Origin of the sequence: Micromonospora lupini, from assembly GCF_026342015.1 — a bacterium.
In the GTDB taxonomy this organism is placed as follows: domain Bacteria; phylum Actinomycetota; class Actinomycetes; order Mycobacteriales; family Micromonosporaceae; genus Micromonospora; species Micromonospora lupini_B.
The window spans coordinates 2,162,070-2,187,359 of sequence record NZ_JAPENL010000002.1; the positions used below are offsets into that span (position 1 = coordinate 2,162,070).

30 protein-coding genes, 1 tRNA gene and 1 pseudogene are annotated in these 25,290 nt (G+C 72.7%); 20 read left to right on the forward strand and 12 right to left on the reverse strand.

The features are described 5' to 3' along the window. Positions 1-74: 74 nt before the first annotated feature. On the reverse strand, positions 75-1,121 hold the full coding sequence (locus OOJ91_RS24870) for an Rv2578c family radical SAM protein (RefSeq protein WP_266248641.1): 1,047 nt from the start codon (positions 1,119-1,121) through the stop codon (positions 75-77). A gap of 92 nt (positions 1,122-1,213) precedes the next feature. Between OOJ91_RS24870 and OOJ91_RS24875 the strand changes: the two genes are divergently transcribed. After that, on the forward strand, positions 1,214-1,633 hold the full coding sequence (locus tag OOJ91_RS24875; protein ID WP_266248643.1) for a thiol-disulfide oxidoreductase DCC family protein: 420 nt from the start codon (positions 1,214-1,216) through the stop codon (positions 1,631-1,633). On the opposite strand, the gene OOJ91_RS24880 is transcribed toward OOJ91_RS24875, so the two are convergent. The 3 genes from OOJ91_RS24880 to trxA form a co-directional block, all read right to left on the reverse strand. Further along, positions 1,597-2,553 carry an HTTM domain-containing protein gene (locus OOJ91_RS24880; protein ID WP_266248645.1) on the reverse strand — a complete coding sequence of 319 codons (957 nt, stop codon included), beginning with the start codon at positions 2,551-2,553 and terminating at the stop codon, positions 1,597-1,599. The genes OOJ91_RS24875 and OOJ91_RS24880 overlap by 37 nt on opposite strands. Beyond that, positions 2,550-2,990 (reverse strand): hypothetical protein, encoded by a 441-nt coding sequence (locus OOJ91_RS24885; RefSeq protein WP_266248646.1) that lies wholly within the window; start codon positions 2,988-2,990, stop codon positions 2,550-2,552. The genes OOJ91_RS24880 and OOJ91_RS24885 overlap by 4 nt, the downstream gene beginning before the upstream one ends. A gap of 154 nt (positions 2,991-3,144) precedes the next feature. Then, entirely contained in the window at positions 3,145-3,507 is a 363-nt protein-coding gene (gene trxA, locus OOJ91_RS24890; RefSeq protein ID WP_007455291.1) for a thioredoxin, read from the reverse strand. 548 nt (positions 3,508-4,055) lie between these two features. Here trxA and OOJ91_RS24895 point away from each other — a divergent pair. The 11 genes from OOJ91_RS24895 to OOJ91_RS24945 all read left to right on the forward strand — a co-directional run bounded on the left by OOJ91_RS24895 (position 4,056) and on the right by OOJ91_RS24945 (position 12,702). After that, positions 4,056-4,571 carry a MaoC family dehydratase gene (locus OOJ91_RS24895; RefSeq protein ID WP_007455293.1) on the forward strand — a complete coding sequence of 172 codons (516 nt, stop codon included), beginning with the start codon at positions 4,056-4,058 and terminating at the stop codon, positions 4,569-4,571. Between the two features lie 124 nt (positions 4,572-4,695). Further along, entirely contained in the window at positions 4,696-5,220 is a 525-nt protein-coding gene (locus OOJ91_RS24900; protein WP_266248649.1) for a hypothetical protein, read from the forward strand. 54 nt (positions 5,221-5,274) lie between these two features. Continuing rightward, positions 5,275-5,913 (forward strand): TrmH family RNA methyltransferase, encoded by a 639-nt coding sequence (locus tag OOJ91_RS24905; RefSeq protein ID WP_266249836.1) that lies wholly within the window; start codon positions 5,275-5,277, stop codon positions 5,911-5,913. A 66-nt stretch (positions 5,914-5,979) separates the two neighbouring features. After that, on the forward strand, positions 5,980-6,657 hold the full coding sequence (locus OOJ91_RS24910) for a DUF6758 family protein (RefSeq protein WP_323178568.1): 678 nt from the start codon (positions 5,980-5,982) through the stop codon (positions 6,655-6,657). 116 nt (positions 6,658-6,773) lie between these two features. Beyond that, positions 6,774-6,932 carry a hypothetical protein gene (locus tag OOJ91_RS24915; protein ID WP_007455302.1) on the forward strand — a complete coding sequence of 53 codons (159 nt, stop codon included), beginning with the start codon at positions 6,774-6,776 and terminating at the stop codon, positions 6,930-6,932. A gap of 6 nt (positions 6,933-6,938) precedes the next feature. Next, positions 6,939-7,814, forward strand: coding sequence for a PH domain-containing protein (locus OOJ91_RS24920; RefSeq protein ID WP_266248658.1), 876 nt, complete (start codon positions 6,939-6,941; stop codon positions 7,812-7,814). A 103-nt stretch (positions 7,815-7,917) separates the two neighbouring features. Continuing rightward, entirely contained in the window at positions 7,918-8,808 is an 891-nt protein-coding gene (locus OOJ91_RS24925) for a SigE family RNA polymerase sigma factor (protein ID WP_266248659.1), read from the forward strand. 56 nt (positions 8,809-8,864) lie between these two features. Continuing rightward, the gene (locus OOJ91_RS24930) at positions 8,865-10,067 is read left to right on the forward strand and encodes a hypothetical protein (RefSeq protein WP_266248660.1); all 1,203 of its coding nucleotides are present in this window, start codon (positions 8,865-8,867) and stop codon (positions 10,065-10,067) included. Between the two features lie 141 nt (positions 10,068-10,208). Beyond that, the gene (locus tag OOJ91_RS24935; RefSeq protein WP_266248662.1) at positions 10,209-11,081 is read left to right on the forward strand and encodes a PHP domain-containing protein; all 873 of its coding nucleotides are present in this window, start codon (positions 10,209-10,211) and stop codon (positions 11,079-11,081) included. 41 nt (positions 11,082-11,122) lie between these two features. Next, on the forward strand, positions 11,123-11,737 hold the full coding sequence (locus OOJ91_RS24940; RefSeq protein ID WP_266248663.1) for a MarC family protein: 615 nt from the start codon (positions 11,123-11,125) through the stop codon (positions 11,735-11,737). A 14-nt stretch (positions 11,738-11,751) separates the two neighbouring features. Continuing rightward, entirely contained in the window at positions 11,752-12,702 is a 951-nt protein-coding gene (locus tag OOJ91_RS24945) for a RecB family exonuclease (RefSeq protein WP_439117103.1), read from the forward strand. Positions 12,703-12,901: 199 nt separating this feature from the next. On the opposite strand, the pseudogene OOJ91_RS24950 reads toward OOJ91_RS24945, so the two are convergent. Then, positions 12,902-13,766: pseudogene (locus tag OOJ91_RS24950) on the reverse strand (oxygenase MpaB family protein). Positions 13,767-13,818: 52 nt separating this feature from the next. Next, a complete protein-coding gene (locus OOJ91_RS24955) occupies positions 13,819-14,247 on the reverse strand; it encodes a Fur family transcriptional regulator (protein ID WP_266248666.1) in 429 nt (142 codons plus the stop codon). A gap of 204 nt (positions 14,248-14,451) precedes the next feature. Here OOJ91_RS24955 and OOJ91_RS24960 point away from each other — a divergent pair, with 204 nt between their 5' ends. Next, the gene (locus OOJ91_RS24960) at positions 14,452-14,934 is read left to right on the forward strand and encodes a DUF2231 domain-containing protein (protein WP_266249837.1); all 483 of its coding nucleotides are present in this window, start codon (positions 14,452-14,454) and stop codon (positions 14,932-14,934) included. Positions 14,935-14,968: 34 nt separating this feature from the next. Here the strand turns inward: OOJ91_RS24960 and OOJ91_RS24965 are convergent, their stop codons facing one another. Then, a complete protein-coding gene (locus tag OOJ91_RS24965; protein ID WP_266248668.1) occupies positions 14,969-15,298 on the reverse strand; it encodes a hypothetical protein in 330 nt (109 codons plus the stop codon). Between the two features lie 106 nt (positions 15,299-15,404). Here OOJ91_RS24965 and OOJ91_RS24970 point away from each other — a divergent pair, with 106 nt between their 5' ends. Further along, positions 15,405-15,587: a hypothetical protein gene (locus OOJ91_RS24970; protein ID WP_266248669.1), complete on the forward strand. Its 183-nt coding sequence runs from the start codon at positions 15,405-15,407 to the stop codon at positions 15,585-15,587. 72 nt (positions 15,588-15,659) lie between these two features. On the opposite strand, the gene OOJ91_RS24975 is transcribed toward OOJ91_RS24970, so the two are convergent. After that, positions 15,660-16,076: an FmdB family zinc ribbon protein gene (locus OOJ91_RS24975; RefSeq protein WP_266248670.1), complete on the reverse strand. Its 417-nt coding sequence runs from the start codon at positions 16,074-16,076 to the stop codon at positions 15,660-15,662. 27 nt (positions 16,077-16,103) lie between these two features. Then, positions 16,104-16,781, reverse strand: coding sequence for a 5-formyltetrahydrofolate cyclo-ligase (locus tag OOJ91_RS24980; protein WP_266248672.1), 678 nt, complete (start codon positions 16,779-16,781; stop codon positions 16,104-16,106). Positions 16,782-16,866: 85 nt separating this feature from the next. Between OOJ91_RS24980 and OOJ91_RS24985 the strand changes: the two genes are divergently transcribed. The 6 genes from OOJ91_RS24985 (at position 16,867) to OOJ91_RS25010 (ending at position 23,496) form a co-directional block, all read left to right on the forward strand. Then, positions 16,867-19,227, forward strand: a complete 2,361-nt coding sequence (locus tag OOJ91_RS24985; protein ID WP_266248674.1) for a diguanylate cyclase — start codon at positions 16,867-16,869, stop codon at positions 19,225-19,227. A 9-nt stretch (positions 19,228-19,236) separates the two neighbouring features. After that, complete coding sequence (locus OOJ91_RS24990; protein ID WP_266248676.1) at positions 19,237-20,199, forward strand: UTP--glucose-1-phosphate uridylyltransferase; 963 nt, start codon at positions 19,237-19,239, stop codon at positions 20,197-20,199. Continuing rightward, positions 20,196-21,509: a molybdopterin molybdotransferase MoeA gene (locus tag OOJ91_RS24995; RefSeq protein WP_266248677.1), complete on the forward strand. Its 1,314-nt coding sequence runs from the start codon at positions 20,196-20,198 to the stop codon at positions 21,507-21,509. Before OOJ91_RS24990 ends, OOJ91_RS24995 begins: the two co-directional genes overlap by 4 nt. 79 nt (positions 21,510-21,588) lie before the next feature. Further along, positions 21,589-22,239 carry a GNAT family N-acetyltransferase gene (locus OOJ91_RS25000; RefSeq protein ID WP_266248678.1) on the forward strand — a complete coding sequence of 217 codons (651 nt, stop codon included), beginning with the start codon at positions 21,589-21,591 and terminating at the stop codon, positions 22,237-22,239. Positions 22,240-22,416: 177 nt separating this feature from the next. Continuing rightward, complete coding sequence (gene sepX, locus OOJ91_RS25005) at positions 22,417-23,196, forward strand: divisome protein SepX/GlpR (RefSeq protein WP_266248680.1); 780 nt, start codon at positions 22,417-22,419, stop codon at positions 23,194-23,196. A gap of 223 nt (positions 23,197-23,419) precedes the next feature. After that, a tRNA-Ala gene (locus tag OOJ91_RS25010) sits at positions 23,420-23,496 on the forward strand. A gap of 62 nt (positions 23,497-23,558) precedes the next feature. On the opposite strand, the gene OOJ91_RS25015 is transcribed toward OOJ91_RS25010, so the two are convergent. Genes OOJ91_RS25015 through OOJ91_RS25025 form a run of 3 tightly spaced genes read right to left on the reverse strand, consistent with a single transcriptional unit; the run spans position 23,559 to position 25,211 of the window. Next, positions 23,559-24,815 (reverse strand): tyrosine-type recombinase/integrase, encoded by a 1,257-nt coding sequence (locus OOJ91_RS25015; protein ID WP_266248682.1) that lies wholly within the window; start codon positions 24,813-24,815, stop codon positions 23,559-23,561. 1 nt (position 24,816) lies between these two features. Further along, entirely contained in the window at positions 24,817-25,011 is a 195-nt protein-coding gene (locus OOJ91_RS25020) for a helix-turn-helix domain-containing protein (protein WP_266248684.1), read from the reverse strand. Beyond that, positions 25,008-25,211: a hypothetical protein gene (locus OOJ91_RS25025; protein ID WP_266248685.1), complete on the reverse strand. Its 204-nt coding sequence runs from the start codon at positions 25,209-25,211 to the stop codon at positions 25,008-25,010. The genes OOJ91_RS25020 and OOJ91_RS25025 overlap by 4 nt, the downstream gene beginning before the upstream one ends. Positions 25,212-25,290: the final 79 nt, after the last annotated feature.

Genomic DNA, 25,290 nt, shown 5'->3' on the forward strand with positions numbered 1-25,290 from the left:
CGGACGACGATCCGCGCCTTGCCGGATCGCCGCCCGGACTCCGCCTCGGCTCGACCGCCCTTATGAGACAGGCCCTAGAGCAGGGTCAGCTGCTCGGCGGCCGGCGGTGGGGGCGGCTCGGGCAGGCGACGGTTGTCGCCCAGCTCGCCCCGGTGCAGCCCGTGCCGGCGGGCGGCGATCCGCACCCGCGCCGTCAGCTCCCGCTGGTACGCCTGCGGGGCGTACGCGCCGGCCCGGTACAGCTCGCGGTAGCGGGGCGCGAGGTGCGGGTGCTCCCGAGCGAGCCACTGCGCGTACCACTCCCGGGCGCCCGGGCGCAGGTGCAGCGCCAGTGGGGTCACGCTTGTCGCCCCGGCGGCAGCGATCGCCGCCACGGTCGCGTCGATCGACTCGTCGCCGTCGCTCAGCCCGGGCAGGATCGGCGCCATCAGCACACCGACCTCGAAGCCGGCGTCGGTGAGCCGGCGGACCGCGTCCAGGCGACGGTTCGGATGCGGCGTGCCCGGCTCGACGCCCCGCCAGAGCTGCTCGTCGACGAAGCCCACCGAGTAGGAGATGCCGACCCTTGTCACCTTGGCGGCCTCGCGTAGCAACGGCAGATCCCGCAGGATCAGCGTGCCCTTGGTCAGGATCGAGAACGGGTTGGCGAAGTCCCGCAGTGCGGCGATGATCTCCGGCATCAGCCGGTAACGCCCCTCGGCCCGCTGGTAGCAGTCCACGTTGGTGCCCATCGCCACGTGCGCGCCCCGCCAGCGCGGCGCGGCCAGCTCCCGCCGGACCAGCTCACCGGCGTTGACCTTGACGATCACCTGCCTGTCGAAGTCCGCACCGGCATCGAGATCGAGATAGGTGTGAGTATTTCTCGCGAAGCAGTACACACACGCATGAGAGCAGCCCCGGTACGGGTTGATGGTCCACTCGAAGGGCACGCGGGACTGGCCGGGCACCCGGTTGAGGATGGACTTGGCCTGCACCTCGTAGAAGGTCATCCCGGCGAACTCGGGGGTGTCGAAGGTGCGCACGACGGCACCGGGCAGCGCCAGCGGCAGGGGTGGCGTCGCTGGCGCTGCCCGCTCGGGGTCTCCCTCAGCCGGGGGAGCGGTGAGGTTGTCCCAGCGCATGGCCACTATTCGAACACGTGTACGAGTTGCGCGCAAGTGACGCGCCGGACACCGGAGCCCACTCGACGGTCCCGCGGGGGAGGATGGACGCCATGGAGAGGTCGACCTTCGTCTACGACGGGGACTGCGCGTTCTGCACGAGCTGCGCGGAGTTCATCGAACGCCGCATCCCCACCGCCGCCCGGGTGGTGCCCTGGCAGTTCGCCGACCTGGACGCGCTCGGTCTCACGGCCACCCAGTGCGAGGAGGCCGTGCAGTGGGTGGGCGCGGACGGCTCACGCGCCGCCGGGCCGGACGCCATCGCGAAGCTGCTCGCCGCGAGTGGCCCGCTCTGGCGGGTTGCCGGAGCGGGGCTGCGGTTTCCGCCGGCCCGCGCGGTGGCCTGGCCCGCGTACCGCTGGGTGGCGCGCAACAGGCACCGGCTTCCCGGTGGTACGGCGGCGTGCTCCCTGCCGCAGGAGGCCCGGGAGCGGCTCTACGGGCCGACCGGCCGCCCGAGCGCCGGGGCCTGATCGTCGAGCGGCGTCGGCGCAGTGTCGGCGCAGACAGGCTCCTGATCTGGCGGCGTCGGCGCGGTGTCGGTGTCCGCCGAGGTCGGTCCTGAGGTGTCGCGGCCGGCGAGCCGGCGGGCCCAGACCAGCGGGCGGACCCGCTCCAGCGGCAGGAAGCTCGTCATCGCGGCGAGGTGCGGCGCGAACGAGATCGTGATGGTCGCGATGGTCACCACGTGGAACGAGTAGAAGAAGCCGACCATGGCCAGTCGCCAGCGGGCCGGCAGCAGGAACACCACTGGGCTGAACAGTTCGAAGGCCACGATGCCGAACTGGGCGACGATCAGCAGGTACGGCACCTGGGCGACGAGGTCCGCCAGGTCCGTGCCGCGTCGGATGATGGCCCGGGCCAGCACCGAGCCGGTCAGCCAGTCCAGGCCGCCGAAGCGCAGCTTGGCCCAGGCCGCCAGGAAGTACGTGCAGATCACCGCGATCTGGGTGACCCGCAGTGCCCAGCCACCGGCCTCGGTGCGGGTGGTGTCGCCGTGGCGGGCCCGGCCGGCGGTGGGCAGCACGGCCAGTGCGACGAGCAGCCCGAACCGGTCGTGGTCGACCTTCCCGTAGCTCATCGCGATGATCATCCACTCGAGGTAGAGCGCGCAGACCGCCCAGCCGAGCAGCCGGGGCGCCCGGCCGGTCGCGGCGAGCAGGGCGAGCAGCAGCAACGCCCAGAAGATCACCGCCACCACCGTCGGCGTCGGCGTCGGCAGCGGGAGGAGCCGGCCGACGAGCAGGGGCTGGTACAGCTCACCGGGCACGCTGGCCCTGGTGCGTACCCACGGGGTGAAGACCACCAGGTCGGCGGCGACGAAGAGGTAGATCAGGGTGCGGAAGGCGGCGATCCGGCCGCGCGGGACCGCCTCGGTCAGCCAGCCGCTCATCGGGAGACCTGCCAGCGGACCACCGTCTCGTCGGTGTGCTTTCCGGTGGGCCGGCCGGCGCGGATGCCCTGCCAGCGGATGACGATGCGGACCTCGACCAGCGCCGGGGCGTCCGGGTGGCGTTCGGCGTACGCGTCGGCGACCTCGGCGAGCAGCGTCGGGTCGGCGGCGTACCGGCCCTGCTGGCCCTCGATCTCGGCGCGGCGGATGCCTGTCGCGTTCTGGTCGAGGTCGACCACGACACCTGTGCTGTTCACTCCCTCCACCCGGGTGTCCGGGGCGGGGGCGTTCGGCGGGTTGGAGGTGGCGTACATCCGGAACGGGCCGAACGGGAAGTCGTCGTCGCTGCCCCAGAAGGTGCCGAGCAGCAGCAGGACGAGACCGAGGGCGGTCGCGCCCAGCCGGGTCGCACGCCCGCGGGTGGTCAGGGTCTCCATCGGGTGGTGACGATACGGGATGTACCGGCCGTGCCGGGTCCCACCGACGGTCAGTTCCGCCTGCCCAGGTCGGTGATCATGCGCGGGTGCCCGGGTACGACGAAGGGCCGGACCCGAACCGGGCCCGGCCCTCGCGCGCCGTCGCGGGGACGGCTCAGTGGTTGTGCTCGGCCAGCTGCTTGCGGACGTCGTCCATGTCCAGCGCCTCGACCTGCTCGATCAGGTTCTCCAGCGCGGACTCGGGAAGCGCGCCCGGCTGGGCGAAGACGATGACGCCGTCGCGGATCGCCATGATCGTCGGGATCGACCGGATGTCGAACTTCGCGCCCAGCTCCTGCTGAGCCTCGGTGTCGACCTTGCCGAAGACGATGTTCTGGTGCTTCTCCGAGGAGCGCTCGTAGACCGGGGCGAACCGCTTGCACGGACCACACCAGTCGGCCCAGAAGTCAACCAGGACGATGCCGTCGTTGCCGGTCACCTCGTCGAAGTTCGTCGAGGTCAGCTCAACGGTTGCCATTGCACTCTCCGATCACCGCGGTTTGTCTGCGTCCCGTAGAACCAGGGCTGACCGTATCGAATTCCCGGGCCGTCCCGCACGAAACGTGCACCGGGCTGCGCGGGGTCGTTGGCGGCCATCGAACTGTGTCAGTTCATCCCGTCCTGCGGAACGCAAGTGCATGACGCACTTGCGTGACCTGCGGTGATGGGAGCGGTTCCAGGGAGATCCACCCGATCGAGCGCTACGAATCGGTAACTTGAGCCCTGACGAGGAGGTATCCGGCCTGCGGAGATCGCTGATCAACCCGGCCTCCGTCACGGAGAGTATTGTTACAAAAAGATAAATGTGACCTCGATCTCTGTTGAACCTACGCCGCCGTAGGGCAGAATTCCTCACATCAGAGCGTGGGCGGCGGGTGCCGGGGAGGGCCCCGCCGCTCATTGCGTCTCCCCTCGGGTGAGTGACCGGTGTGACATTTCCGCCGGGGTCGCGCCCCGGCCATCGCCTTAACCATCGGTAAGGCATGCTGTGCCGAACTCCATCGCCGCCCGTCGAAGGGGACCAGGATGCAGTTCGGCCGCTACTACGAGGAGTTCGAGGTCGGCGCGGTCTACCGGCACTGGCCGGGCAAGACCGTCACCGAGTACGACGACCACCTCTTCTGCCTGCTCACCATGAACCACCACCCGCTGCACATGGACGCGCACTACGCCGCGACGGCCAGCCAGTTCAAGCGCAACGTCGTGGTCGGCAACTACATCTACTCGCTGCTGCTCGGGATGTCGGTGCCGGACGTGAGCGGCAAGGCCATCGCCAACCTGGAGGTCGAGTCGCTGCGGCACGTGGCGCCGACCTTCCACGGCGACACCATCTACGGCGAGACGACGGTGCTGGACAAGCGGGAGTCCGGCTCCAAGCCCGATCGGGGCGTGGTGTCGGTCGAGACCCGGGGCTACAACCAGGACGGCACCATGGTCTGCGTCTTCCGCCGCAAGGTCATGGTCCCCAAGCGGGAGTACGCGGCAAGCGCCGTCGCCGAGGGAGTGGACCCGGAGCGGCCCAGCTTCCCCGACCCGCGCTGAGGCTGTCGGCCCGCGCCGAGCCATCCGACCTCGCCGACCAGGCACCCCGCCGCCCCGGCGCAGGGCTCCCCCTCTCGCGCGGCAGGTTCTGCGGGGGAGGGGGTTGGTCACCCTTTCGGGGCTTATGCTGGCGCCGGAGGTTCCGATGAGCCACTCCGTCGCCGGAGAGCCGCCCTCTGCCGGCGGTCGCGCCGCACCCTTGACCACCGCCGTCTACTCCGCCGCCGAGTGGGACCTGCTCACCAGCCTGCCCGCTCGGGTGCTCGTGGCCGCCGCCGCGCCCGGCGCAGGCCGCCCGCACCGGGGTGTGCTGGCGGGCCTTGCCGGCCTGGACGCGGTGGCCGCCGGCCGTGGGTTCGACAGCGATCTGGTGCGTGCCGTCGTCGCCGCGATCTACGCCCGTCACGACGGTGGCCCCGCGCCCGCCGAGCGGCTCACCGACCTGGTGGACCTGCTGGTCGCCTGCAGGGCGGCGGTTCGGGTCCTGCGGCAACGCGCTGATCCCGCCGACTCGGCCGCGTACCGCCAGTGGGTGCAGTCGGTCGCGGCCCGCGTCTGCCGGGCGGTGCCCGGCCCCGGCGGGCGTCTGGCCAGCCCCGCCGATCGACGCTTCCTGGACCGGCTGGGTGACGCGCTCGGCCTGGGCTGAGGTCGGCGGGCCGTCGCGGCGGGCGCCGAGGCGGCCCCGTACCCTCTGATGACCGTGACCGACGACCAGCTTGAGGTGGGCGTGGGCCCCTGGCCGGGGGACCCGCCCGAGGACCCGCGCTACGACCCGCAGTTGCTCGCCGAGGGGGATCGGCGCAACGTCGTCGACAGCTATCGCTACTGGCGGCACGAGGCGATCGTCGCCGACCTGGACCGGCGCCGGCACGGCTTCCACGTCGCCATCGAGAACTGGCAGCACGACTTCAACATCGGCACGGTGGTCCGCAACGCCAACGCCTTCAACGCCGCCGAGGTGCACATCGTCGGACGCCGGCGGTGGAACCGGCGGGGCGCGATGGTGACCGACCGCTACCAGCACGTCCGTCACCACGAGACGATCGAGGAGTTCGTCGAATGGGCGGCGGGGCGGCGACTGCCCGTGCTCGGCATCGACAACCTGCCCGGCTCCCGCCCGCTGGAGACCGGCACCCTGCCCCGGGACTGCGTGCTGCTCTTCGGCCAGGAGGGGCCCGGCCTGTCCGAGCCCGCCCGTGCCGCCTGCGCCCAGCTCTACTCAATCGCCCAGTACGGCTCGACACGGTCCATCAACGCGGGTGTGGCCAGCGGCATCGCCATGCACGCGTGGATCCGTACGTACGCCGGCCCGCCGCCGGACCGACAGTCGCCGCGGTGACCGAATCGGACGTTCCGGCTTGACGTGCCGGCGCTGCGGGGTGACGGTGGAGTTGTGAGTGTCGCGGTGAGTTGTCCGAGATGCGGGGGCCCGGTACGGGCGCCGGATCTGATGCACACCGAGTCGAGGTGCCTGCGCTGCGGTCCCGTGCCGCCGCTGCACGTGCCCGAACACATCGGAGCGGAGATCGTCGCGAGCGTGGTGGAGCGAATCACCGCGACCGCCGGTCCACCCGGGACGCCGCTGTGGTGCCCGTGGCCGCTGCCGCCCGGTTGGACCCTCACCGGCGTGGCGTACGCCGGTGACGACCGCACGGGGGTGCGGGCGACGGCGGTGGCCTGCGCGGGGCCGGCGCCGCTCGACGACGGTCCGGCGGATCTGGTGTTCGTGGCCGAGGAGCCGGGCGTCGGCCTGGGCACCCGACTCGCCGGCCTGGTCGGCCCGGATCCCGGACCGGAACTCGTCGACGCGCTGACCGACCCCGGCCCGGGGCACCCCGAGCACGTGGGGCAGGCCAGGATCCGGGTCGGCGGGCACCCGACTCCACTGTGGTTGGTTAATTCTCCGACGGATCGAAGCGCGTACGCCGGCGAGGCTCGGGGAATGTGGCTGCATGCGATAGCCTGGCCGGCGAGTGCGGGTCATCTCCTCGCGGAAGAGGTCGTGTTGCACGACCTGACCGAGTGGACTCCGCCCGAGCTCGTGTACGGCGCACCGTCCCCGTACCTGTCCGGGAGGGCTTGACAACACTCCCGGTTTGACGGAGAACGGACGCAGATCTTCACTGTACGACACCACACTGATACTCTGGGTGCCGCTGCGGTAATGGGACCCGGCGCCGCGCGAGAGGATGGCCCGCCATGGTCAAGAAGGTCCTCACCTGGGCCGGAATCGCATTCTTGATCTTCTTCGTCGCCTATAGGCCAAACTCTGCGGCTGATGTGTTCAAGTCGCTGGGCGGCGGGATCATGGACATCGCCCAGGGGTTCGGCGACTTCTTCACAAGCCTCGTCGCCTAACCGTCGATGGGCAGCCCCTCCGGACCACCCTTCGACCCGGACGACCCCGACCGGGAACGTCGCGAGCGCGACACCGAGCCGATCCCGCGGATCGGGCCGGATGACGGCCCGGGCTACGGAGCTGGCCCCGGCCTGTCCGACGGGCCGTCCCTTTCGGACGACGTCGGTTACGGCGACGGGCCCGGCTATGCCGGCGAAGGGCGGTCCGGGCGGGCCTGGATCCGTGATCCCGAGGCCGCCTACCAGCCACCGCAGATCTCCGAGGACGAGCTGGCGGGGCTGCGTGCCGACGCGACGGGGTCGACCCCCCGGCGGGTGCTTCCGCTGGAGGACGAGCCCAGCTCACTTGTCGCCCGCTACCTCTTCCCCACCGAGCGCTACCGGGGCGAGTGGAAGCGGCACTGGATCCACCTCACCAACCCGCTCCTGATCGGGATCGGGGCGACGTTCGTGCTCGGCTACCTGTCCGGTTTCCTCGCCGGTAACAACGTGGGCGCGCTGACGACCATCGCGGTGCTGCTCTGGTTCGCCGTCATGGGCTGGGTGGCCTGGAAGGTCGCCGACTGGTGGTATGACCGGTTCATCCTGACCAACAAACGGGTCATGGTGGTCAACGGCATCGTCACCCGCAAGGTGGCAATGATGCCGCTGGTCCGGGTCACCGACATGAAGTACGAGCAGACGCCGACCGGCCGCGCGCTCAACTACGGCACCTTCGTCCTGGAGTCCGCCGGCCAGGAGCAGGCGCTGCGCGAGGTCAAGAATCTGCCCAACCCGAACGAGCTGTACCTGCGAGTCGTGGAAGAGATGTACGAGCCGCAGGCGGTCGAGGCGCGGTTGGGCAAGGAGGCCGACGAGGCCAAGGCCGACGACGGCGCGTGAAAGTTTTCGTCCGAACATCGGAGTAAGTGCGCACCTTTCGTCATGGACCGGAACGCCTCTGACGTGGCACTCTGCCAGGACGGTATGGGTGCGGAGGTGTGCGGTGGCGAGCAGGGACCCGTTGGAGGAGGAGTTTCGCGAGTTCGTCGCGGCTCGCTCCGCCGCGCTGCTCCGTACCGCCTACCTGCTCGCCGGCGACTGGGCGACAGCCGAGGATCTGCTCCAGACGGCACTGACCAAGACCTACCTCGCCTGGAAGCGCCTCGGCGGGATCGAGGCGGTCGAGCCGTACGCCCGCCGTGTGATGGTCAACACCTCGACGAGCTGGTGGCGGCGGCGCTGGCACGGTGAGCGCCCCACCGAGGTGCTGCCCGAACGCCCCGGTGTCGACGAGATCGAGCAGCAGCTCGACCGCGACCTGCTCTGGCGGCACCTCCGGGAGCTGCCCAGCCGGCAGCGGGCGGTGCTCGTCCTGCGCTACTACGAGGACATGTCGGAAGCACAGACGGCCGCGCTGCTGGACATCTCGCCGGGCACCGTGAAGAGCCAGTCCTCCCGGGCGCTGGCTACGCTTCGACGACGGATGGGCGCCGCCACCCCGGACCTGGTGGACGTCCCCGGTGCCGGCCGGAGCGTCGACACCGCTCTCTCCGGCAGGGGCCGCGACGTCGGCCCGCCCGGTCGGGGCCGCGACGCTGCTCTGTCGGGCCGGGACCGTGACTCCGCTGTCTCGGGCCGGGACCGTGGCGCTGCTCTCTCTGGCCGGGGCGACGCCACGCGAGCTGGCCGAGGTGCCGACGCTGCCCGACCTGGCCAGGCCGGGAGGGACTCGGGGGGCCGTGCCGCGGCGACACCGCGTCCGGCGGCCGGTCGGACCGAGCCGGGAGCTGTCGCACCCCGTCCGTCCGTGCCCCGCCCGATCGCGCCGGCGGTCGAGCTGCCCACCGCTCCGGCGGCCGTGCCCGTCGGCACCGGCGCCGGAGATCAGCAGTGAGCGCTTTGCCGCGGCGGCCCGACAACCTGACGGGCGGTCCGCAGCGTCCTAACCAGGTGCGACGTGACCAGCTGGAAGGTGCGGTGCGGGAGACTCTCTCGCAGCAGGTTGCCGTCACCCGTCCGCTGACCGCCGACCCGGCGGGTCAGGCCATCCGCCGGGCCAACCGGATCCGGCGGCGGCGTGCCGGGGTCGGTGTGGCGCTCGGAATGGTGACCACCGTGCTGATCGGCGCCGGTATGACGCAGCTCGCCGACGAGACCGGCCGGGAAGGGCCGCCCACAGTCGTGATCGGCGATCCGGATCTGTCCGTCCGGCCGCTCCTCTCGGCCACCGTCGCCCCACCCGCGCCGTCGCCCGGAACGCCCGCTGGCCTGCTCCTCGACGGCACCTTGATCAACGCCGACGGCACGCGGCTGGCGCTGCCCAGCGTCGGCCCCGCCGAGCGTGCACACAGCCTGCCCAGCGGCGCCGGCCTGCTGGTGGTCGGTGCCCCGACCACCGCCGGCCGTTCCCTCTGGGTCGCCCAGGACGACGGCCTGGTGCAGGTGCTGCTGGCCGGCGCGGGCCAGATCGTTCTCGCGCCCGACGCCAGTCAGGTCGCCTGGCGGGACGGCAGGGACCTGCTCGTGGCGGGAGTGGTCGGGAACCAGCTCATCGGCACGGTGCGCACTCCGGTCCCGGACGACGCGGAACCCGTCCGGTTCGTGGGAAACAGCGTGCTGGTCCGGCTCGACCGCAACGGGCCGGCCCACGCCCTGTGGCGGCCCGGCGCGGGGGAGCTGACCGAGGTCCCCGAGCGGGGCACCCTGAACGTCTACGGTGCGCTGCCGGACGGGCGGCTGATCGGTCAGGTGTCCGCGAGCGGGCCGGGTGGGACCTGCCTGGCGGCGCTCGACCCGAAGCGGGCCCTGAAGCCGGTACGCACCGCCTGCGGCACACAGTTGAGCCTGGACGGCGCGGGCGGCGTGTCCGACGACGGGCGGTGGCTTCTGGTGAACGGGAAGGTCGACGCGACCGACCGGGCCCTCCTGGTCGACCTGCGGCAGCTCGGGACGACGCTGGACGCCGTGCCGGCCGGCCCGGCGCTCAGTGGCGCTGTCGCCTGGACGACCGGGACGGACGTCGCCTACGTCGACAGCACCGGCAAGCTGGTCCAGGTCGACGTCGAACGGGTGCGCGCCGGCCAGCCGGCCGAGCCGGTGCCCGTGGCCGGCCTTGAGCCCGGCGACCGGCCGGTCCTGGTCACCGGCTTCTGAGGCTCTCTCGGCTATTCGCGGCGTGCCCGCGCTGCGGGTGACCGGTCCGGCGTGCTGGTAGGCGCGCGCTGAGGAGTCGGGCCGTACTGCCGGCCGGCGCCTACGCGAGCCGGACTCGGGTCTGCCCGATAGCGTCGGGAGGTGACCTCGCGTACCGGCCCCGCGCCGCGGATCGACCTGCACGCCCACTCGACCGCCAGCGACGGCACGCTGAGCCCCGCCGAACTGGTCCGCGCCGGTGCCGACGCGGGTCTGGACGTGCTGGCCATCACCGACCACGACACCACCGCCGGTTGGGCCCCGGCCGTGCGGGCGCTGCCGTCCGGTCTGCGGCTGATCCGAGGCGCCGAGCTGTCCTGCCACTGGTCCGGCGCGCACCCGCCGGTGCCACTGCACCTGCTGGCGTACCTCTTCGACCCGGAACACCCGGAGCTGGTCGCCGAGCTGGCCCGGGTGCGGGCCGCCCGCGAGGAGCGCGGCGAGCGGATCGTGGCGCTGCTGCGCGCCGACGGCATCGACGTGAGCTGGCCGGACATCCTCTCCGGGGCGGGCGGCGGCACTGTGGGTCGCCCGCACATCGCGCAGGCGCTGATCCGCGCCGGTCTGGTTGCCAGCACCCGGGAGGCGTTCGCCCCGGACTGGCTGGGCGAACGGTACCGGCTGCCGAAGGAGGACATCGACGTCTTCCGCGCGGTCCGGCTGGTCCGGGCCGCCGGGGGCGTACCTGTCTTCGCCCATCCCCGCGCCACCCGACGCGGCCGGGTGGTGCCCGACGAGCTGATCGCCGAGCTGGCCGCCGCCGGGCTGGCCGGCCTGGAGGCCGACCACGAGGACCACAGCCCGGTCGAGCAGGCGCACGTACGCGCGCTCGCCGCCGAGCTGGGCCTGCTGGTCACCGGCTCCTCCGACTTCCACGGCACCCACAAGAGTGTCCAGCTCGGCGCGTTCAGCACAGGTGTCGAGGCGTACGAGCGGATCGTCGCCGCGGGGGTGACCGAGGTCGCTTCGGGCTGATCCGCGTATTTCGCCCACCACGCCACGGCTAGGTTGATCACGTGGATCTGAAGCTGTTCGGCGAGGTTTTCGTGACCCTGCTGGTGATCACCGACCCGCCGGGCATGATGCCGATCTTCCTGGCGCTGACCGGGCCGCTGCCCGCACGGGACCGCAACCGGGCGGCCTGGCAGGCAGTCGCGCTGGCCCTCGGCGTGATCGTGATCTTCGCGGTGGCCGGACAGACCCTGCTCGACTACCTGCACGTGGACCTGCCCGCGTTGCAGGCCGCCGGTGGGCTGCTGCTCGTCCTGGTCGCCCTGGAGCTGCTGACCGGCAAGGCCGACGACCCCAGCCAGCAGGTCACCTCGAACATCGCGCTCGTGCCGCTGGGCACCCCGTTGCTGGCCGGTCCGGGCGCCATCGTGGCGACAATGCTCTTCGTCCAGCAGGCCGACGGGCTGGGGGACTTCACCGCCATCGCCGTCGCCATCCTCGCCGTCATGGTCGCGGTCTGGATCGTGCTGCGCTTCTCCGGCGGCATCGTGAAGATCCTGCGCCCCGGCGGCATCGAGGTGTTGACCCGGATCGCCGGCCTGCTCCTGGCCGCGATCGCCGTACAGCTCATCGCCGACGCGGTGGCGGCGTTCGTGACGCAGTACGTGAACATGGCCTGACCGGCGCACCCGGAATGTCGGCGGTGGGTGGCAGGATCGCAGGCGTGCGACGAGCCTCTTCAGCCGGACGACCCGCCGCGGGCGGTCGGGCCCCTCAGCAGCGCCCCGGTGGTGCCGAGCAGCTCGGCTTCGAGGGGATGCCGGAACGACTGTTCGTCTGCACCCCGAGCAAGCTCGGCGCGTACGCGGACTGCCCCCGCCGCTACCGCTACTCGTACGTCGACCGGCCCGCACCGCAGAAGGGCCCGCCGTGGGCGCACAACTCGCTCGGCGCCAGCGTGCACACAGCCCTGAAGAACTGGTACGCGCTGCCCGCCGACCGACGCCGCCCCGAGGCACTCGCCACCCTGCTCAAGGGCACCTGGGTGCGCGAGGGTTACCGCGACGACGAGCAGGAGCGGGCCGCCTACCGGCGGGCGCTGGGCTGGCTGGAGGCGTACGTCGAGACGTTGGACCCGGAGGCCGACCCGCTCGGTGTCGAGCGGGTGGTGGCGGTCAAGACGGCAGTGCTTGCCTTCAACGGCCGCGCGGACCGCATCGACTCGCGCCCCGGGCCGGAGGGGCCGGAGCTGGTCATCGTCGACTACAAGACGGGCCGCACCGGGTTGGACACCGACGACGCCCGGGGCTCGCAGGCTCTGGCGCTCTACGCGTACGCGGCCGAGCGGGTGTTCCGCCGGCCGTGTCGCCGGGTGGAGCTGCACCACCTGCCGACAGGCACGGTCGCCGGCCACGACCACACAGCCGAGTCGTTGACCCGCCAGTTGACCCGGGCCGAGGACACGGCCCGCGACATCATGGCCGCCGAGCGGGCGGTCGCCGACGGCGGCGACGCCGACGAGGCGTTCCCGGTGGCCCCCGGCCCGCGCTGCGGTTGGTGCGACTACCGGCGGCACTGCCCGACCGGGGCGCAGACGCCGGGCAAGGAGCCGTGGGCGGCCGTGGACCGCTCCGTCGAGGGCTGACGCGGCCGGCCCGCACCGGCCCTCGCGGCGGGCGGCCCGCACCGGCCCTCGCGGCGGGCCGGCCCGCATCGGCCCTCGCGGCGGGCGGCCCGCACCGGCCCTCGCGGCGGGCGGCCCGCACCGGCCCTCGCGGCGGGCCTGGCCGCACCTGTGCCCTTCGGTCGGCCCGCAGCTGATCCCGGGGGGAGGGCGTGGTCGGTCAGCCGGCCAGTGGGGTCGCGGTGTGCCGTTCGGCCCGCTCCCTGGCGGCCTGCACCAACGGCCCCTCGAAGTAGCGGCGCGGCACCGCCCCGAGCGCCAGGCGCAGGGCGCGCAGGGTGAGGTCCGCCGACAACTCGGTGGTGGGCAGCCCCAATCCGCCGTACATCCGCCGGGCCCACGGAGGCAGCAGCGCGAGCGCGGTGCCGGCGATCCCCAGGTACGCCCAGCGCGGCGGGCCGAGGGTGAGGCCCAGCCGGGCCGGCAGGCTGAGCTTCCACGGCAGCGGTGGGGCGGTGAGGAAGAGCGCCGTCTCGGCGGCCTCCCGGGTCATCCGCAGCTCCGGCCGCACGGCGCGGTAGTACGCCTCCACCTCGGCAGCGGTGCCCGGGACCGTGGCCGGGTCCAGCCCGACCAGGGCGGCCGACCGACGCTGCTCGGTGTAGTAGCCCGTCCACCTCGTCGTCGGTGAGCGGCAGACCCGCCCGCCGTGCCGTGCTGAGGAACGATTCGACCTCGGAGACGTGCACCCAGCGCAGCAGGTCCGGGTCGTCGATCCGGAACTGCTCGCCGGTGCCGGGGTCGGTGGCCCGCAGCCGGGCGTGCAGGCGACGCAGTCGCGCCCCGGCCTGCTCCGCCTCGGCAGTGGTGCCGTAGACGGTGGTCGCCACGTAGGTGGCGGTGCGGACCAGTCGTCCCCACGCGTCGGTGCGGTAGTTGCTGTTCTGCGCGACCCCGGCCATGGCCCGGGGGTGCAACGCCTGGAGGTAGAGCGAGCGCAGGCCGGCGACGATCAGGATCGGCTCCTCGTGCACCTTCCACGTGACCGAACCCGGACCGAAGAGGCCGAGGTCATCGGAGTCCACCGACCAAGCGTGCCACGGCCCGCCCGTCCGTGCCCGTGGTGCGGGTCGGGGGTCAGCTGTCGACGGCGCGGCGTGACTGGCAGTTCGGGCAGAGACCCCAGAAGGTCACCTCTGCCTCGTCCACCTCGAAGCCGTGCGCGACGCCCGGCTCCAGGCACGGAGCGCCGCCGACCGCGCAGTCGACGTCGGCGATCTCGCCGCAACCCCGGCAGACCACGTGGTGGTGGTTGTCGCCGGCGCGCGCCTCGTACCGGGCGGGACTGCCTGCCGGCTCGATCCGGCGGGACAACCCGGCCCGGCTCAACGCCCCCAGCACGTCGTAGACCGCCTGCGTGGAGACCGAGTCGAGGCGTTCGCGGACCCGCCGGGTGATCTCGTCGACCTCCAGGTGACCGCCCTCGGCGAGAACGTCGAGCACCGCGAGGCGCGGTCGGGTGACGCGCAGGCCCCTCGACCGCAACAGCTCCTCGCCACCGGACACAGGCCAATGACAGCACGTACGACAAGCAGCGACAACCGTCGCCCGCCCGGGGTGGCTACCGACACAGCCCGCCGGACCGGCCCCGTGGGTCGCCCCGTGCTGAACCTGATCGCTGCCGCGCGCGTGTCTCCGGGAGAGAGCTCGGGGACGACAGGCGGTCCGTACGCTGATCATCCCCTCACCGTGATCCACCTGGAGGTGTCGATGTTCGAGGAGATCCTGGGTCTACCGGTACACGTCCTCGTGGTCCACGCGGTGGTCGTCTTCGTCCCACTGCTGGCGGTGCTGGCCATCGGATACGTGGCGCTGCCGCGCTGGCGGCACCGACTGGACTGGGCGCTGGGCATCCTCGCCGTGGTCGCGCCGGTGACCGCGTTCGTGGCCGTCGAATCCGGTGAGGCATTCACCGACGCCCTGGTCGCCCGCGGTTACCAGGGCCAGATACTCGACCAGATCTTCGAGCACTCCCGCTACGGCGACATCCTGTTCCGGATCGTGGTGCCTCTCGGGATCGTGGCCATCGCGCTGCTCGTGGCGACCAGCGGACACCCGCGGGTGCCGCGACTGCCAGCACTCGTGACACCGGTGCTCGCGGTGGCGGTCGTCGCGTTGGCAATCGCCGCCCTCATCTACGTCTACCTGACCGGTCACTCCGGCGCCGAGGCCGTCTGGGGCACCACCCTCTGACCCGCCGGCTCGGGCAGGCGCCTTCGACGCCGCCTCAGAAGACGAGGCGCGAGCAGAGCAGGCAGACGAGAGCGACAAGCACCACGGCGGCTGCGGCGCCGAAGCCGTAGGTGACCCGTTGGGAACGCTGCTCGGCCGCATCCAGGACGGCCGCGTCCTGCGGCGGGAGGTGTCGGGGCGGCGCCGGCTCCAGGTGCACGGGGGGACGCCAGCCGGCCGGGGGCGGGACGCTCGGGGGTGGCCCCGCGTACCCGCTCGTGGGTGCGGTGGCGGGCGGGGGTTGGTCCGCCATCCCGCCGTCGCCGGTCCCGGGCCGGCGCCAGTAGTCGTCGTCCGGGGTGCTGCCACCGCTGGGGGTCGTCACGCCGTCCGACGCTACCAACGGAGTCGGCGGCCCGGTCGTTTCTGCGTCGGTGTGCCATCCGGCGGCGAGCGGCCCGCCGCTGTCGCCTGCGCTAGTCTTGCCGGTCGTGAGCACCGAGGACCCTGGCACGAAGGGCGTGCGCGGCGATGACGACCGCACCGTCGACCTGAGCGACGACTTCGTGGTGCTGCCCGAGCAGACCTCGGACGACACCGACCACGGTTGGGGCGAGCGGAGCAGCGGCAACGACGACTGGCTCCTCGCCCAGCGCCCCCCACACTGGGACTGACTCCGACGCAACGCCTGGGCAGCGCCGCCCGCTCGGGCGGCGCTGCTGGATGCGGACCCGGGAGGGCTGCGGTCAGGACGCGGAGCTGGCCGCCGGTGCCTTGCCGCCGCCCGACCCACCGGACGACGATCCGCCGGACGAGGACGACCCACCGGACGAGGACGACCCGGACGAACCCGACGACGAGGACGACGACGACCCGGAATCCCCACCCGAGGACGAGGACGACGACTCGGACTTGGCCGGCTTGCCGCCAGCGGTCGTCTCGGAACCGGACGCGCGGGAGTCGGTGCGGTAGAAGCCCGAGCCCTTGAAGACGATGCCTACCGAGTTGAAGACCTTGCGCAGCCGCCCCTGACACGCCGGGCACTCGGTCAGCGGCTCGTCCGAGAAGGACTGCACCGCCTCGAGCTGGTGACCGCACGCGGTGCAGGCGTACTGGTACGTGGGCACGTTCTCCTCCGGTATCTGGGCTCGGCCAGTTGGCACTCGACGTATTCGAGTGCCAATGGTGCGTCATTCGCCCCGGGTTCGTCCAGCGGACGTGTGGGGCGCGACACCGTGCGCCGTACCCGGGCCGTCGTCAAGCGTACGCATCCCGTCGGTGGGAGTGACGACCGCGCGGACCGGACGGTCGTGCGGCTCCGCCGGCAGCGCCTCGACCAGCTCGCCGTCGTGCAGCGGCACCACGGTCAGGGCCGTCCCGGGCACGCGCGCCAACGCCCTGTCGTACGAGCCGCCGCCGCGGCCCAGCCGTCGGCCGCGAAGGTCCACGGCGAGTGCCGGCACGACCAGCAGCTCCGCGTCGGTGACCGCTGCCACGCCGAGGCGGGGGCCGATCGGCTCCCGGATGCCCCGGCCGGCCGCCACCAGAGCGTCGGGACCGGAGTACGCCGCCCAGTCCAGGTCCAGATCGGGGCGGAGCACCGGGAGCAGCAACTCGGCGTCGGGCGGCAGCGCCGATCGCAGCGCCTCCGGCAGTCCGGCCCCGCCCGGCTCGGAGCCGACCGGGACGTACGCCGTCATCAGGCGCGGGCGCAGCCGGCGTACCAGGGCGACAAGCTCGGCCTGGACGCGCCCGGCGGCCTCGGCCCGCGCCACGGCGGTCCGGGTCCGGCGGCGGGCGAGCAGGTCGACGCGCGTGTCCCGCTTCGTCACTCGGGTCACTTCCGCTTCATCAGAAAATTCCGGCACGCAACACTCCTGACGCAACGCCACTCCCACGGTTGCTCTGTGTCAGCATCGCAAGCAACGGAGGCGGAACTTCCGGGGGGACCGAGTGACGCTACGCGGGCGGTTGACTGCAGCCTTCCTCGTGGTGGTGCTCGGCCCGGTCCTGCTCGGGGCGTTCTTCGTCGCCTCCACCGTCACTGCCGTCGACCGCAGCCGGTCCACCGAGCGCCTCGCCGTGGCGGCGTCCACGGTCCGTACCTCGGTCGACGCGCTCTGCCAGCAGCTGCGCGCCGCCGCCGACGCGGTCGCCCTCACCGGTGACCCGGCCGTCGCCGCCGGCCAGCTCGTCAGCCGTGGCCTGGCCGCGGCGGTGCAGGTCACCGACGTGAACGGACGCGTCACGTACGCCTCGCCCGACGCGCCGCCGACCCCCTGGCGGGACTGCTCCGAACCGGCCACTGCGTCGTCGGGCCCGGTCCGCGCGCTGGCCGCTCGAGTCGACCGCCGCGACCCAGCCGGCGCGCTGTTGGGCACCGTGGCCGCGGCGCACCTGGTCGACCCGGCCTTCGTGGCCCGGCTGGCGGCGGTGACCGGGGTCGCGGTCACCCTGCTCGACGGCGGCGCGAGCGCCGCCCGGTTCACCCACACCACCGAGTCCCGTGAGGGACGCGACGCGGTGCTGGCCGCCGCCGGGGCGGCAAGCGGCGAGCGGGTCACCGAGAGCGCGAAGGGCCGGTACGTGCGCCGGATCGGGCCGTCCACGGGCCAGCCGCTGCCGCTCGTGTTGTCGGTGCCGAGTGAACGGCCGCCCGGGCTGCACGTCACGCTGGCAGGCGTGGTCGTGCTGGCCGGGCTGCTCGCCGTGTTCACCGCCTGGCGTCTGGCCCGGGTGACCACCCGACCCCTGGCAGAGCTGGCCGGTGCGGTGGACCGGGTGGCGCACGGCGACCTGACCGCCCGGGTGCCGGTGCGTAGCAGCGACGAGCTGGGACGGCTGGCGGCCGCCTTCAACCGGATGACCCGCGAGACGGGGTCGTACGTCGCGGCGCTGACCAGCAGCCGCGACCAGCTCCGCGGGCACCTCGCGGTGCTCGGCGACACCCTGGCCAGCACCCACGACCTGCAACGCATTCTGCGGGTGATCCTGCACAGCGCCATCGCCGCCACCGGGGCGCGGGCCGGCGCGGTGCTGCTGGTGGAGGCCGGCGGCATACTCGTCGCGCAGTGCAGCGAGGGGCTGGACGGGCGCTGGCCGGCCGGGGACCCGGACGGGTCGCAGGGCCTGCGGGTGCCCGTGGGCGTCGGTGTGGTCGGCGCGGTGGCCGCGACCGGGGAGCCGCAGCGGGGTCGGATGGAACCGGCCGACGTCCCGATCGGCGAGCCGCGCTGCCGTACCTACGTCGCCGTCCCCTTCGCCACCCCGGGCGGCGGGACCACCCCGGGCGGCGGGACCGTCACGGGCGGCGGGACCACCCCGGGCGGCGGGACGAGTCTCGACGAGGCCGGCGCTCCGGCGGCGGCGCTCGGCGTGCTGGCCCTCTACGACCGGGTGGGCGCGGACGAGTTCGACGACGACGACCTGGTCACCCTGCGCACCTTCGCCGGGCACGCGGCAGTGGCGGTGGAGAACGTCCGGGTGCACGAGGAGGCGCAGCGGCTCTCCCTCACCGACCCGCTCACCGGACTGTGGAACTACCGCTACCTGCGCGAGTCGATCCGGCGGGAGGTGGAGCGGGCCAGCCGGTTCGGCCGGATGCTCAGCGTCCTCGCCCTCGACCTGGACCGCTTCAAGGACGTCAACGACACGTACGGGCACGCGGCGGGGGACACCGTGCTCGCCGAGTTCGCCCGGCGGGTACGCGGTGAGATCCGCGAGGTCGACCTGGCCTTCCGGCAGGGCGGTGAGGAGTTCGTGCTGCTCCTACCGGAGACCGACGCCCGGGGCGCGGCCATCGTCGCCGAGCGGCTGGGCGCGGCGGTGCGCGAGACACCGATCGCCGTCGAGGCGTACGCGGGGCCGATCGTGGTGACCGTGTCGGTGGGCATCGCCGTCTACCCGGACCACGGGAGCACCGGACGGGAGGTGCTGGAAGCAGCCGACGACGCCCTCTACGCGGCCAAGGCGGCCGGCCGGGACACCTACCGCGTGGCCGAGGCCCGCCCCGACGTGCCGACGCGGGAGATACCGGTGCCCTTCGGCGCGGTCAGCCCACCCGACGGGCTGCCGCGTGCCGGCCGGCCCGTGCAGGTTCCGCGGGAGCCGGGCGGCCACGCCCGGTCGGAGTCCGCCGCGGGCGTACCGGAATCGAACCTGTCGGGGCCCGCGCACGCCCGGCCGGATCCGGCGGACGAGCCGGCGGCCACCGCCGCGGAGGCCGCGCGGGCCGGCCCCGACGTCGACTGGCCGGGGCCTGGCGGCGGCGCGTCTTCCGGGCCACACCCGCCGCGGCAGAGCCGTGGCCGATAGTCTCGCGGCATGTCGGAGCACTCAGCGAACCCCTCATCGACGGTCGCCGCAACCGGCCGTCCCCTGGCGGTCAAGGCCGTCATCCCGGCCGCCGGACTGGCCACCCGCTTCCTGCCGGCCACCAAGGCGGTGCCGAAGGAACTGCTGCCTGTGGTCGACCGGCCGGTGTTGCAGTACATCGTCGAGGAGGCCACCCAGGCCGGCATCGGCGACGTGTTGCTGATCACCGGTCGGGGTAAGACGTCGATGGTGGACCACTTCGATCGACGCCCCGACCTGGAGACCAGGCTGGAGGAGAAGGGCGACGCCGAGCGGCTGGCCGCCGTGCGCCGGCCCAGCGAGCTGGCCGAGATCTACACCGTCCGGCAGCCGGAGCAGCTCGGGCTGGGCCACGCCATCGGGTACGCCGAGTCACACGTCGGCGACCAGCCCTTCGCGGTGCTGCTCGGCGACGAGTTCGTCAAGCCGTCCGAGCCGCTGCTGCCGGCGATGCTTGAGTTGCAGGCCCGCACCGGCGGTGTGGTGCTGGCGTTCTTCGAGGTCGACCCGGCCGAGACCAAGCGGTACGGGATCGCCTCCGTCGAGCCGGCCGAGGCGGAGCTGACCGACATCGGTGAGGTCGTCAAGGTCACCGGGATGGTGGAGAAGCCGCAGCCGGAGGACGCGCCGAGCAACCTCGCGGTGCTCGGCCGGTACGTGCTGCCGGGGAGGATCTTCGACGCGATCCGCCGGACCAAGCCGGGCAGCGGTGGCGAGATCCAGCTGACCGACGCGATGGAGTTGCTGCGTACCGAGGGCGTCCCGGTGCACGCGATCGTCTATCGGGGCACCCGATACGACACAGGCATGCCGCTGGGCTACCTCCAGACGGTGGTGCAGATCGCCGCCGAGCGCGAGGACCTCGGCGCCGAGTTCCGGTCCTGGCTGGCCGACTTCGTCAAGGCCGACGCGGCAGGCGGATCTGGTACATGACCGCGACGGCCGACGCCGAGGCGGCCGCGAACGAGTTGACGCCGCTCGCCGACTACCTGGGCAGCGTGCTGCGCAGGTTACGAGCGCTGCCGCCACTCGACCTCGACCTCACCCAGGCGCACGGCAACGTCCTCGCCGAGGACGTCGTCGCGCCGCACTCCTTCCCGGCCTTCGACCAGGCGGCCGTGGACGGCTACGCGGCCCGCTGGGAGGACATTTCCGGAGGGGGCCGGGGCCCGAGCTACGTCCCGGCCCCCTCCGGCACGCCCGGCGGCCGGACCATCCGGCTCAACGTGGTCGGCGACCTCGGCGCGGCGAGCTGGCGGCCGGTGCGCCTCACCCCGGGCTCGTGCTTCTCGGTGGCCGCCGGGGCGCCGCTGCCCGTCGCCGCGGACGTCGTGGTCCCGGTGGAGTGGACCGACCAGGGCATGGCCGCCGTCGAGATCTTCCGCACCCCCAAGCGGGGGTACGGGGTACGCCGCGCCGGCGAGGAGCTGCCCGCCGGCACGTTGCTCGCCCGCGCCGGCACGTACGTCTCCCCGGCGCTCGTCGCGGTCTTCGCCGCCACCGGAATCGGCCACGTGGTGGTCCGGCCCAGCCCTCGCGTGGTCATCGTGGCCACCGGTGACGAACTTGTCGACGTGGGTCGGGGCAGCCAGCCCGGCCAGGTGGTGGACGCCAACTCGCACGCGCTGACGGCCGCCGCGGCCGAGGTGGGCGCGCTGGCGTACCGGGTGGGGATCTGCGACGACGACCCGGAGGGGCTGCGCGGGCTGCTTGAGGACCAGACCCTGCGCGCTGACCTGATCATCACCACCGGGGGGACCGGCACCGGCCCCGGCGACATGGTGCGTCGGATCCTGTCCCGCCGTGAGGGTGGCCGGGCCGGGCCGGTCACCTTCACCGACGTGGCGCTCTATCCCGGCACCGCGCTCGGGTTCGGCACCGTCGGCGCCGAGGAGGTGCCGGTGGTCTGCCTGCCCGGCGACCCGGGCGCCGCGTTGATCGGCTTCGAGGTGCTGGCTCGCCCCGCCATCCAACTGCTCGCCGGCGCCGAGCCGGTGTTCCGACCAAGCGTCCGCGCGCACCTGCTGGAGACCGTGTCGTCCCCCGGCGGGCTGCGCGAGTTCCGACCGGCCCACGTGGCGGAGCGGCGCGGCGGCGGTTACACGGTGCAGCCGCTGCGCGGCGGCCCGTTCACCCTCTCCGGCCTGGCCGAGGCGAACGGGCTGCTGGTGCTCGGCGAGCGCGTCACCACCGCGGCCGCCGGCTCCACCGTGGACGTCCTGCTGCTCGACAGGCGTCGGTGAGTGTGCCCGTCTGCTCGTCGGCGCCGTGCGTGCAGGGTCCACTTGCGCAGGAGCCGGTCCCGCGCGGGAGACTGTGCCGGTGAGCCTCTTCGGACCCGAGCGGGCGCCCGGCTGGCCGGCGGTGCTTGTCGACGGCCCGGTGCTGCTGCGGCCGTACCGGCGCTCCGACGCGGCGGCGTGGTCGGAGGTACGCCGGGCCAACCGGGCCTGGCTGGCGCCGTGGGAGTCGTCGCTGCCGGGCAGCTGGGACGAGCTGAACTCGCCGGCCGCCTTCCGCTGGGTGCACCGTGACCAGCGGCGTTCGGCCCGCGAGGGCGAGGGGATGCCGTTCGCGGTCTGCCTGCGGGAAGTCGACCGGGACCGGCTGGTCGGGCACCTCAACGTCGGCAGCATCGTGCGCCGCGCCTACTGCTCCGGCTACGTCGGCTACTGGGTCGACGCCCGGGTCGCCGGGCAGGGCGTGATCCCGACGGCGCTCGCGCTCGCCGTGGACCACGCGTTCGGCCCGGGTGGGCTGCACCGGGTGGAGGTCAACATCCGGCCGGAGAACCGACCGTCGCGGCGGGTGGTGGAGAAACTGGGCTTCCGCGAGGAGTCGTACCACGTGCGCTACATGCACATCGACGGCGCCTGGCGGGACCACATCGGATACGCGATGACGAGCGAAGAGGTCGCCGCCGAGGGTGGTCTGCTGGCCCGCTGGCACCGGGTGCGCGCCACCAGCCGGTGAGCCGTCCCACGGACGGGATCGGCGCGGCGCGGCGGCATGACGGTCGGCGCGCCGTAACCTGAAGTAACTGCAAGCTGCGGCAAGCGCTCATCGCCCGGACGATCTACGCACCCAGGCACGATCGGTGGAAGATCCTGCGGTCGGGGAGCGTTTGCTCCGAATTCGGTGACGGGAGGGGTGAGGGTGCCGACCTCGGTGCTCCTCGCCGTCCTCGCCGCCGCCGGCCTGCTCGCCCTGGCCCCGGCACTGGTTCGCCGGTACGACGCCACCGAGCGGCTGGTGGCGGAGCGGGCGCAGTCGACGGCGCGGGTGCTCCACCGCCGTCGACGGCGCCGTACTGTCCCGGGACGGCAGCCAGTTCACCCGCCACGCTCCCTCGTCGTTACTCTCAGTGAAGATGCGACTACGGGAAAGTTGGCCGCGCCGGTCTCCGCGCCCCCGGCGGCACGCCGCTCCGGCCGCCTGCGCGCCGTACCACAGGCCCCGAAGCGTTCCCGCCGTCGTCCGCCGCGCCGGCAGCACACCCCTGCCGTGTACCGGCGACGGCGGGTGCTGGCCGCGCTGCTGCTGCTCAACGTCGTCGAGCTGATCGGCGTGCTGTTCGTCAGCCCCGGCTTCTGGATCGGCTTCTCGGTCACCTTCCTGCTGCTGGCCCTGTACGTCGTACACCTGCGCGGGCGGGCCCTCGTCGGCCGCCGTCGACGCCGCGCGCGTGCCCGGGAGGCGGCGTGGCTGGCCGCCCGCCAGGCCGAGGTTCGCCGGGAACAGGCCCGCCGTGCGGCGGCCCGCCGGGAGGCGCAGCGCCGCCTTGCGGCCCAGCGCGAGGGGGTACGCCGAGCGGCCATGGGCCTCGACCGGCCCGGAGACCTGCCGGCGGCCGTCAACGGCGGCTCGGTCTCGTACCGTCGCTCCGGAGGGTTGCGCGGCCGCCCCTACGAGGCCGGACGCGGCGCCTGACTGCCCCCACCCCGCCTGGCCGGGGTGCGTGATCCACTCCACGTCGCCGATGTGGGGGTATCCGCTCCGGCGGATGCCGCCAGATCGGCGGAACGGAGTGGATCACCGTGTGGTGTCAACGCTGCACCGGGGGCGGATTCGCGGTGAGGGCCGGCGACCTGTTAGCCTTGCTGCCGGCCCGCCCGGTGTAAGCCGGGTGGGACCGAAGCCGGTTCGCCGGTGGGGGGCTGTGGCGCAGACTGGTAGCGCACCTCGTTCGCATCGAGGGGGTCAGGGGTTCAAATCCCCTCAGCTCCACCAGCACGACGGTTTACCTGGGGAAACCCGCCGACCAAGATCGGCGGGCACAGATCCGGCACAGATCAGCGAGATTCCGGGGCCTTCGGGCCCCGTTTTCGTTTGGCGCTCGCGTCGCGGAGCGCGCCGCTGATGATGTTGCGGCGGCGATCTTTCTTGGGCCACCAGTGGACGTAGGTTTCCAGCGTGATCCGCAGGCTGGAGTGCCGTAGCGCGTTCTGCACGTCGGTGGGATCGGCACCCGAGGTGATCAAGCGGGTGGCGAAGTAATGCCGCAGGGAGTGGAAGGTGCCCTCATCGGGCCAGCCGGCCGCGTTGCGCCAGGTCCGCCACATCTGCGACCACCGTTGGTCATGGATCGGCCGCCCCTGGTCATCGGTGAACAACAGCGGCACCATCCGACGCTTGGGCTCCCTACCCGGGTCCGGGGTGCCGGCAGTGATGTCGGGCAGCTCGACCAGAGCGGGTGGGTACGCACGGACGTGCTGGGCGAAGACGGCGGCTACGTGGTCGTCCAGGTCGACATCGCCGACTGAGCCTGCCTTCGGTGGGGCGAGGTAGAAGCCGCCGTAGGCGACCTTGTGAAACCGCAGTTGCTGAACGACGTGCAGTTCCTGACGCTCCGGGTCGACGCACCGGGTGCTGTCCTCCAGGCCGAGGACCTCCCCGAGTCGCAGTCCCTCACCAGCGCCGGCCCAGATGGCCGCCTGATACTCGTCAGGCACCACGTCGACCAGGGCGAGCACGTCGTCATCGGTCGGTACCCACTTGGGTGCGCGGGAGAAGCCCCGCAGGATCGCGAACAGCCGGATGGACTTGCAGGGGTTGTCGGGGATCACCTTGTCCGCGACGGCGGAGTTCATGATGTTGTTCAGCAGGTCGAAGTACGTCTTCACCGATGATTGGGCGACGTTGTTCCGCAGCAGCGTGGCGACCCACTCCAGGACGTCCGTGACGGTGATCGCACGGATGGCCCGGTCGCCGAAGTGCGGGTAGTGGTGGTGGCGTAGCCGGGATTCGGTGTGCCGCTGGTAGTCGAGGGCCTGACTGATCTGGCGGGACAGGCGCCATCGTTCGCCGTAGTCCTGGAATGTCAGCCGGCGCTCTCCCTGGTCGATCCGGGTTTCCTCGGCGATGCCGGCACGCGCCTTGGCGTCCCAGTCTTCCGCGTCGGCCTTGCGGTCGAAGAGTCGTTCCCGGGTTTCGCCGTTGCGGTCCACGTACCGGCAGCGCCACCGTTTGCCGCGCCCGTAACGCTTGGACTTCAAGCGCTCCTTGTTGGGGCCGCGTTTGGTCAGGTACCAGAGGTCATCGATTGCCATGTCAGGCCGCCTGGTCTTCCAGCCAGGCCCGGACATCGGCGGGGTCGTAGCGCAGGTGTCGGCCGACCTTAAAAGCGCGGGGCCCGGTGCGGCGGTGCCGCCATTGGTAGAGGGTGCCGACGGGGATGCGCAGGAAGGCGGCTGTGTCGCTGATGGACCAGAGGTCCGGCAGCGGGATTGGGGTGGGTCCGGTCATCGTGGCTCCTTCCGGGTGATGGTGATGTAGGTGCGGCTTTCGCCGCTGTAGCCGGCGGGTCGGATGCTGGTGCGGCAGGTGACCCGTTCGCGGCCGTAGTAGGCGGTGAGCTGGGCGGCGATGGTCGCGGCGTGAGCGGTGACCGTGCCGGTCGGGCCGATGAGTCGGACCGCGACCAGGGGGCGGGGACGTGTGGGCATGGCGCTCCTTCCAGGTCGGGTGGGTCGCGTGTTGCGTGCGCTGTGGAGTTGTCAAGGAACGGCTTCACAGGCGTTGACA

Bases quoted from the DNA above. Each gene is read 5' to 3' on its own strand.
- OOJ91_RS24880 (WP_266248645.1), bottom strand. From the start codon at position 2,553: ATGAGCGGCTGGCTGACCGAGGCGGTCCCGCGCGGCCGGATCGCCGCC.
- OOJ91_RS24875 (WP_266248643.1), top strand. From the start codon at position 1,214: ATGGAGAGGTCGACCTTCGTCTACGACGGGGACTGCGCGTTCTGCACG.
- OOJ91_RS24915 (WP_007455302.1), top strand. From the start codon at position 6,774: ATGGTCAAGAAGGTCCTCACCTGGGCCGGAATCGCATTCTTGATCTTC.
- OOJ91_RS24995 (WP_266248677.1), top strand. From the start codon at position 20,196: ATGACCGCGACGGCCGACGCCGAGGCGGCCGCGAACGAGTTGACGCCG.
- OOJ91_RS25015 (WP_266248682.1), bottom strand. From the start codon at position 24,815: ATGGCAATCGATGACCTCTGGTACCTGACCAAACGCGGCCCCAACAAG.
- OOJ91_RS24920 (WP_266248658.1), top strand. From the start codon at position 6,939: ATGGGCAGCCCCTCCGGACCACCCTTCGACCCGGACGACCCCGACCGG.
- trxA (WP_007455291.1), bottom strand. From the start codon at position 3,507: ATGGCAACCGTTGAGCTGACCTCGACGAACTTCGACGAGGTGACCGGC.
- OOJ91_RS24870 (WP_266248641.1), bottom strand. From the start codon at position 1,121: ATGCGCTGGGACAACCTCACCGCTCCCCCGGCTGAGGGAGACCCCGAG.
- OOJ91_RS24990 (WP_266248676.1), top strand. From the start codon at position 19,237: ATGTCGGAGCACTCAGCGAACCCCTCATCGACGGTCGCCGCAACCGGC.
- OOJ91_RS24900 (WP_266248649.1), top strand. From the start codon at position 4,696: ATGCTGGCGCCGGAGGTTCCGATGAGCCACTCCGTCGCCGGAGAGCCG.
- OOJ91_RS24945 (WP_439117103.1), top strand. From the start codon at position 11,752: ATGTCGGCGGTGGGTGGCAGGATCGCAGGCGTGCGACGAGCCTCTTCA.
- OOJ91_RS25025 (WP_266248685.1), bottom strand. From the start codon at position 25,211: ATGCCCACACGTCCCCGCCCCCTGGTCGCGGTCCGACTCATCGGCCCG.
- OOJ91_RS24895 (WP_007455293.1), top strand. From the start codon at position 4,056: ATGCAGTTCGGCCGCTACTACGAGGAGTTCGAGGTCGGCGCGGTCTAC.
- OOJ91_RS25020 (WP_266248684.1), bottom strand. From the start codon at position 25,011: ATGACCGGACCCACCCCAATCCCGCTGCCGGACCTCTGGTCCATCAGC.
- OOJ91_RS24885 (WP_266248646.1), bottom strand. From the start codon at position 2,990: ATGGAGACCCTGACCACCCGCGGGCGTGCGACCCGGCTGGGCGCGACC.
- OOJ91_RS24960 (WP_266249837.1), top strand. From the start codon at position 14,452: ATGTTCGAGGAGATCCTGGGTCTACCGGTACACGTCCTCGTGGTCCAC.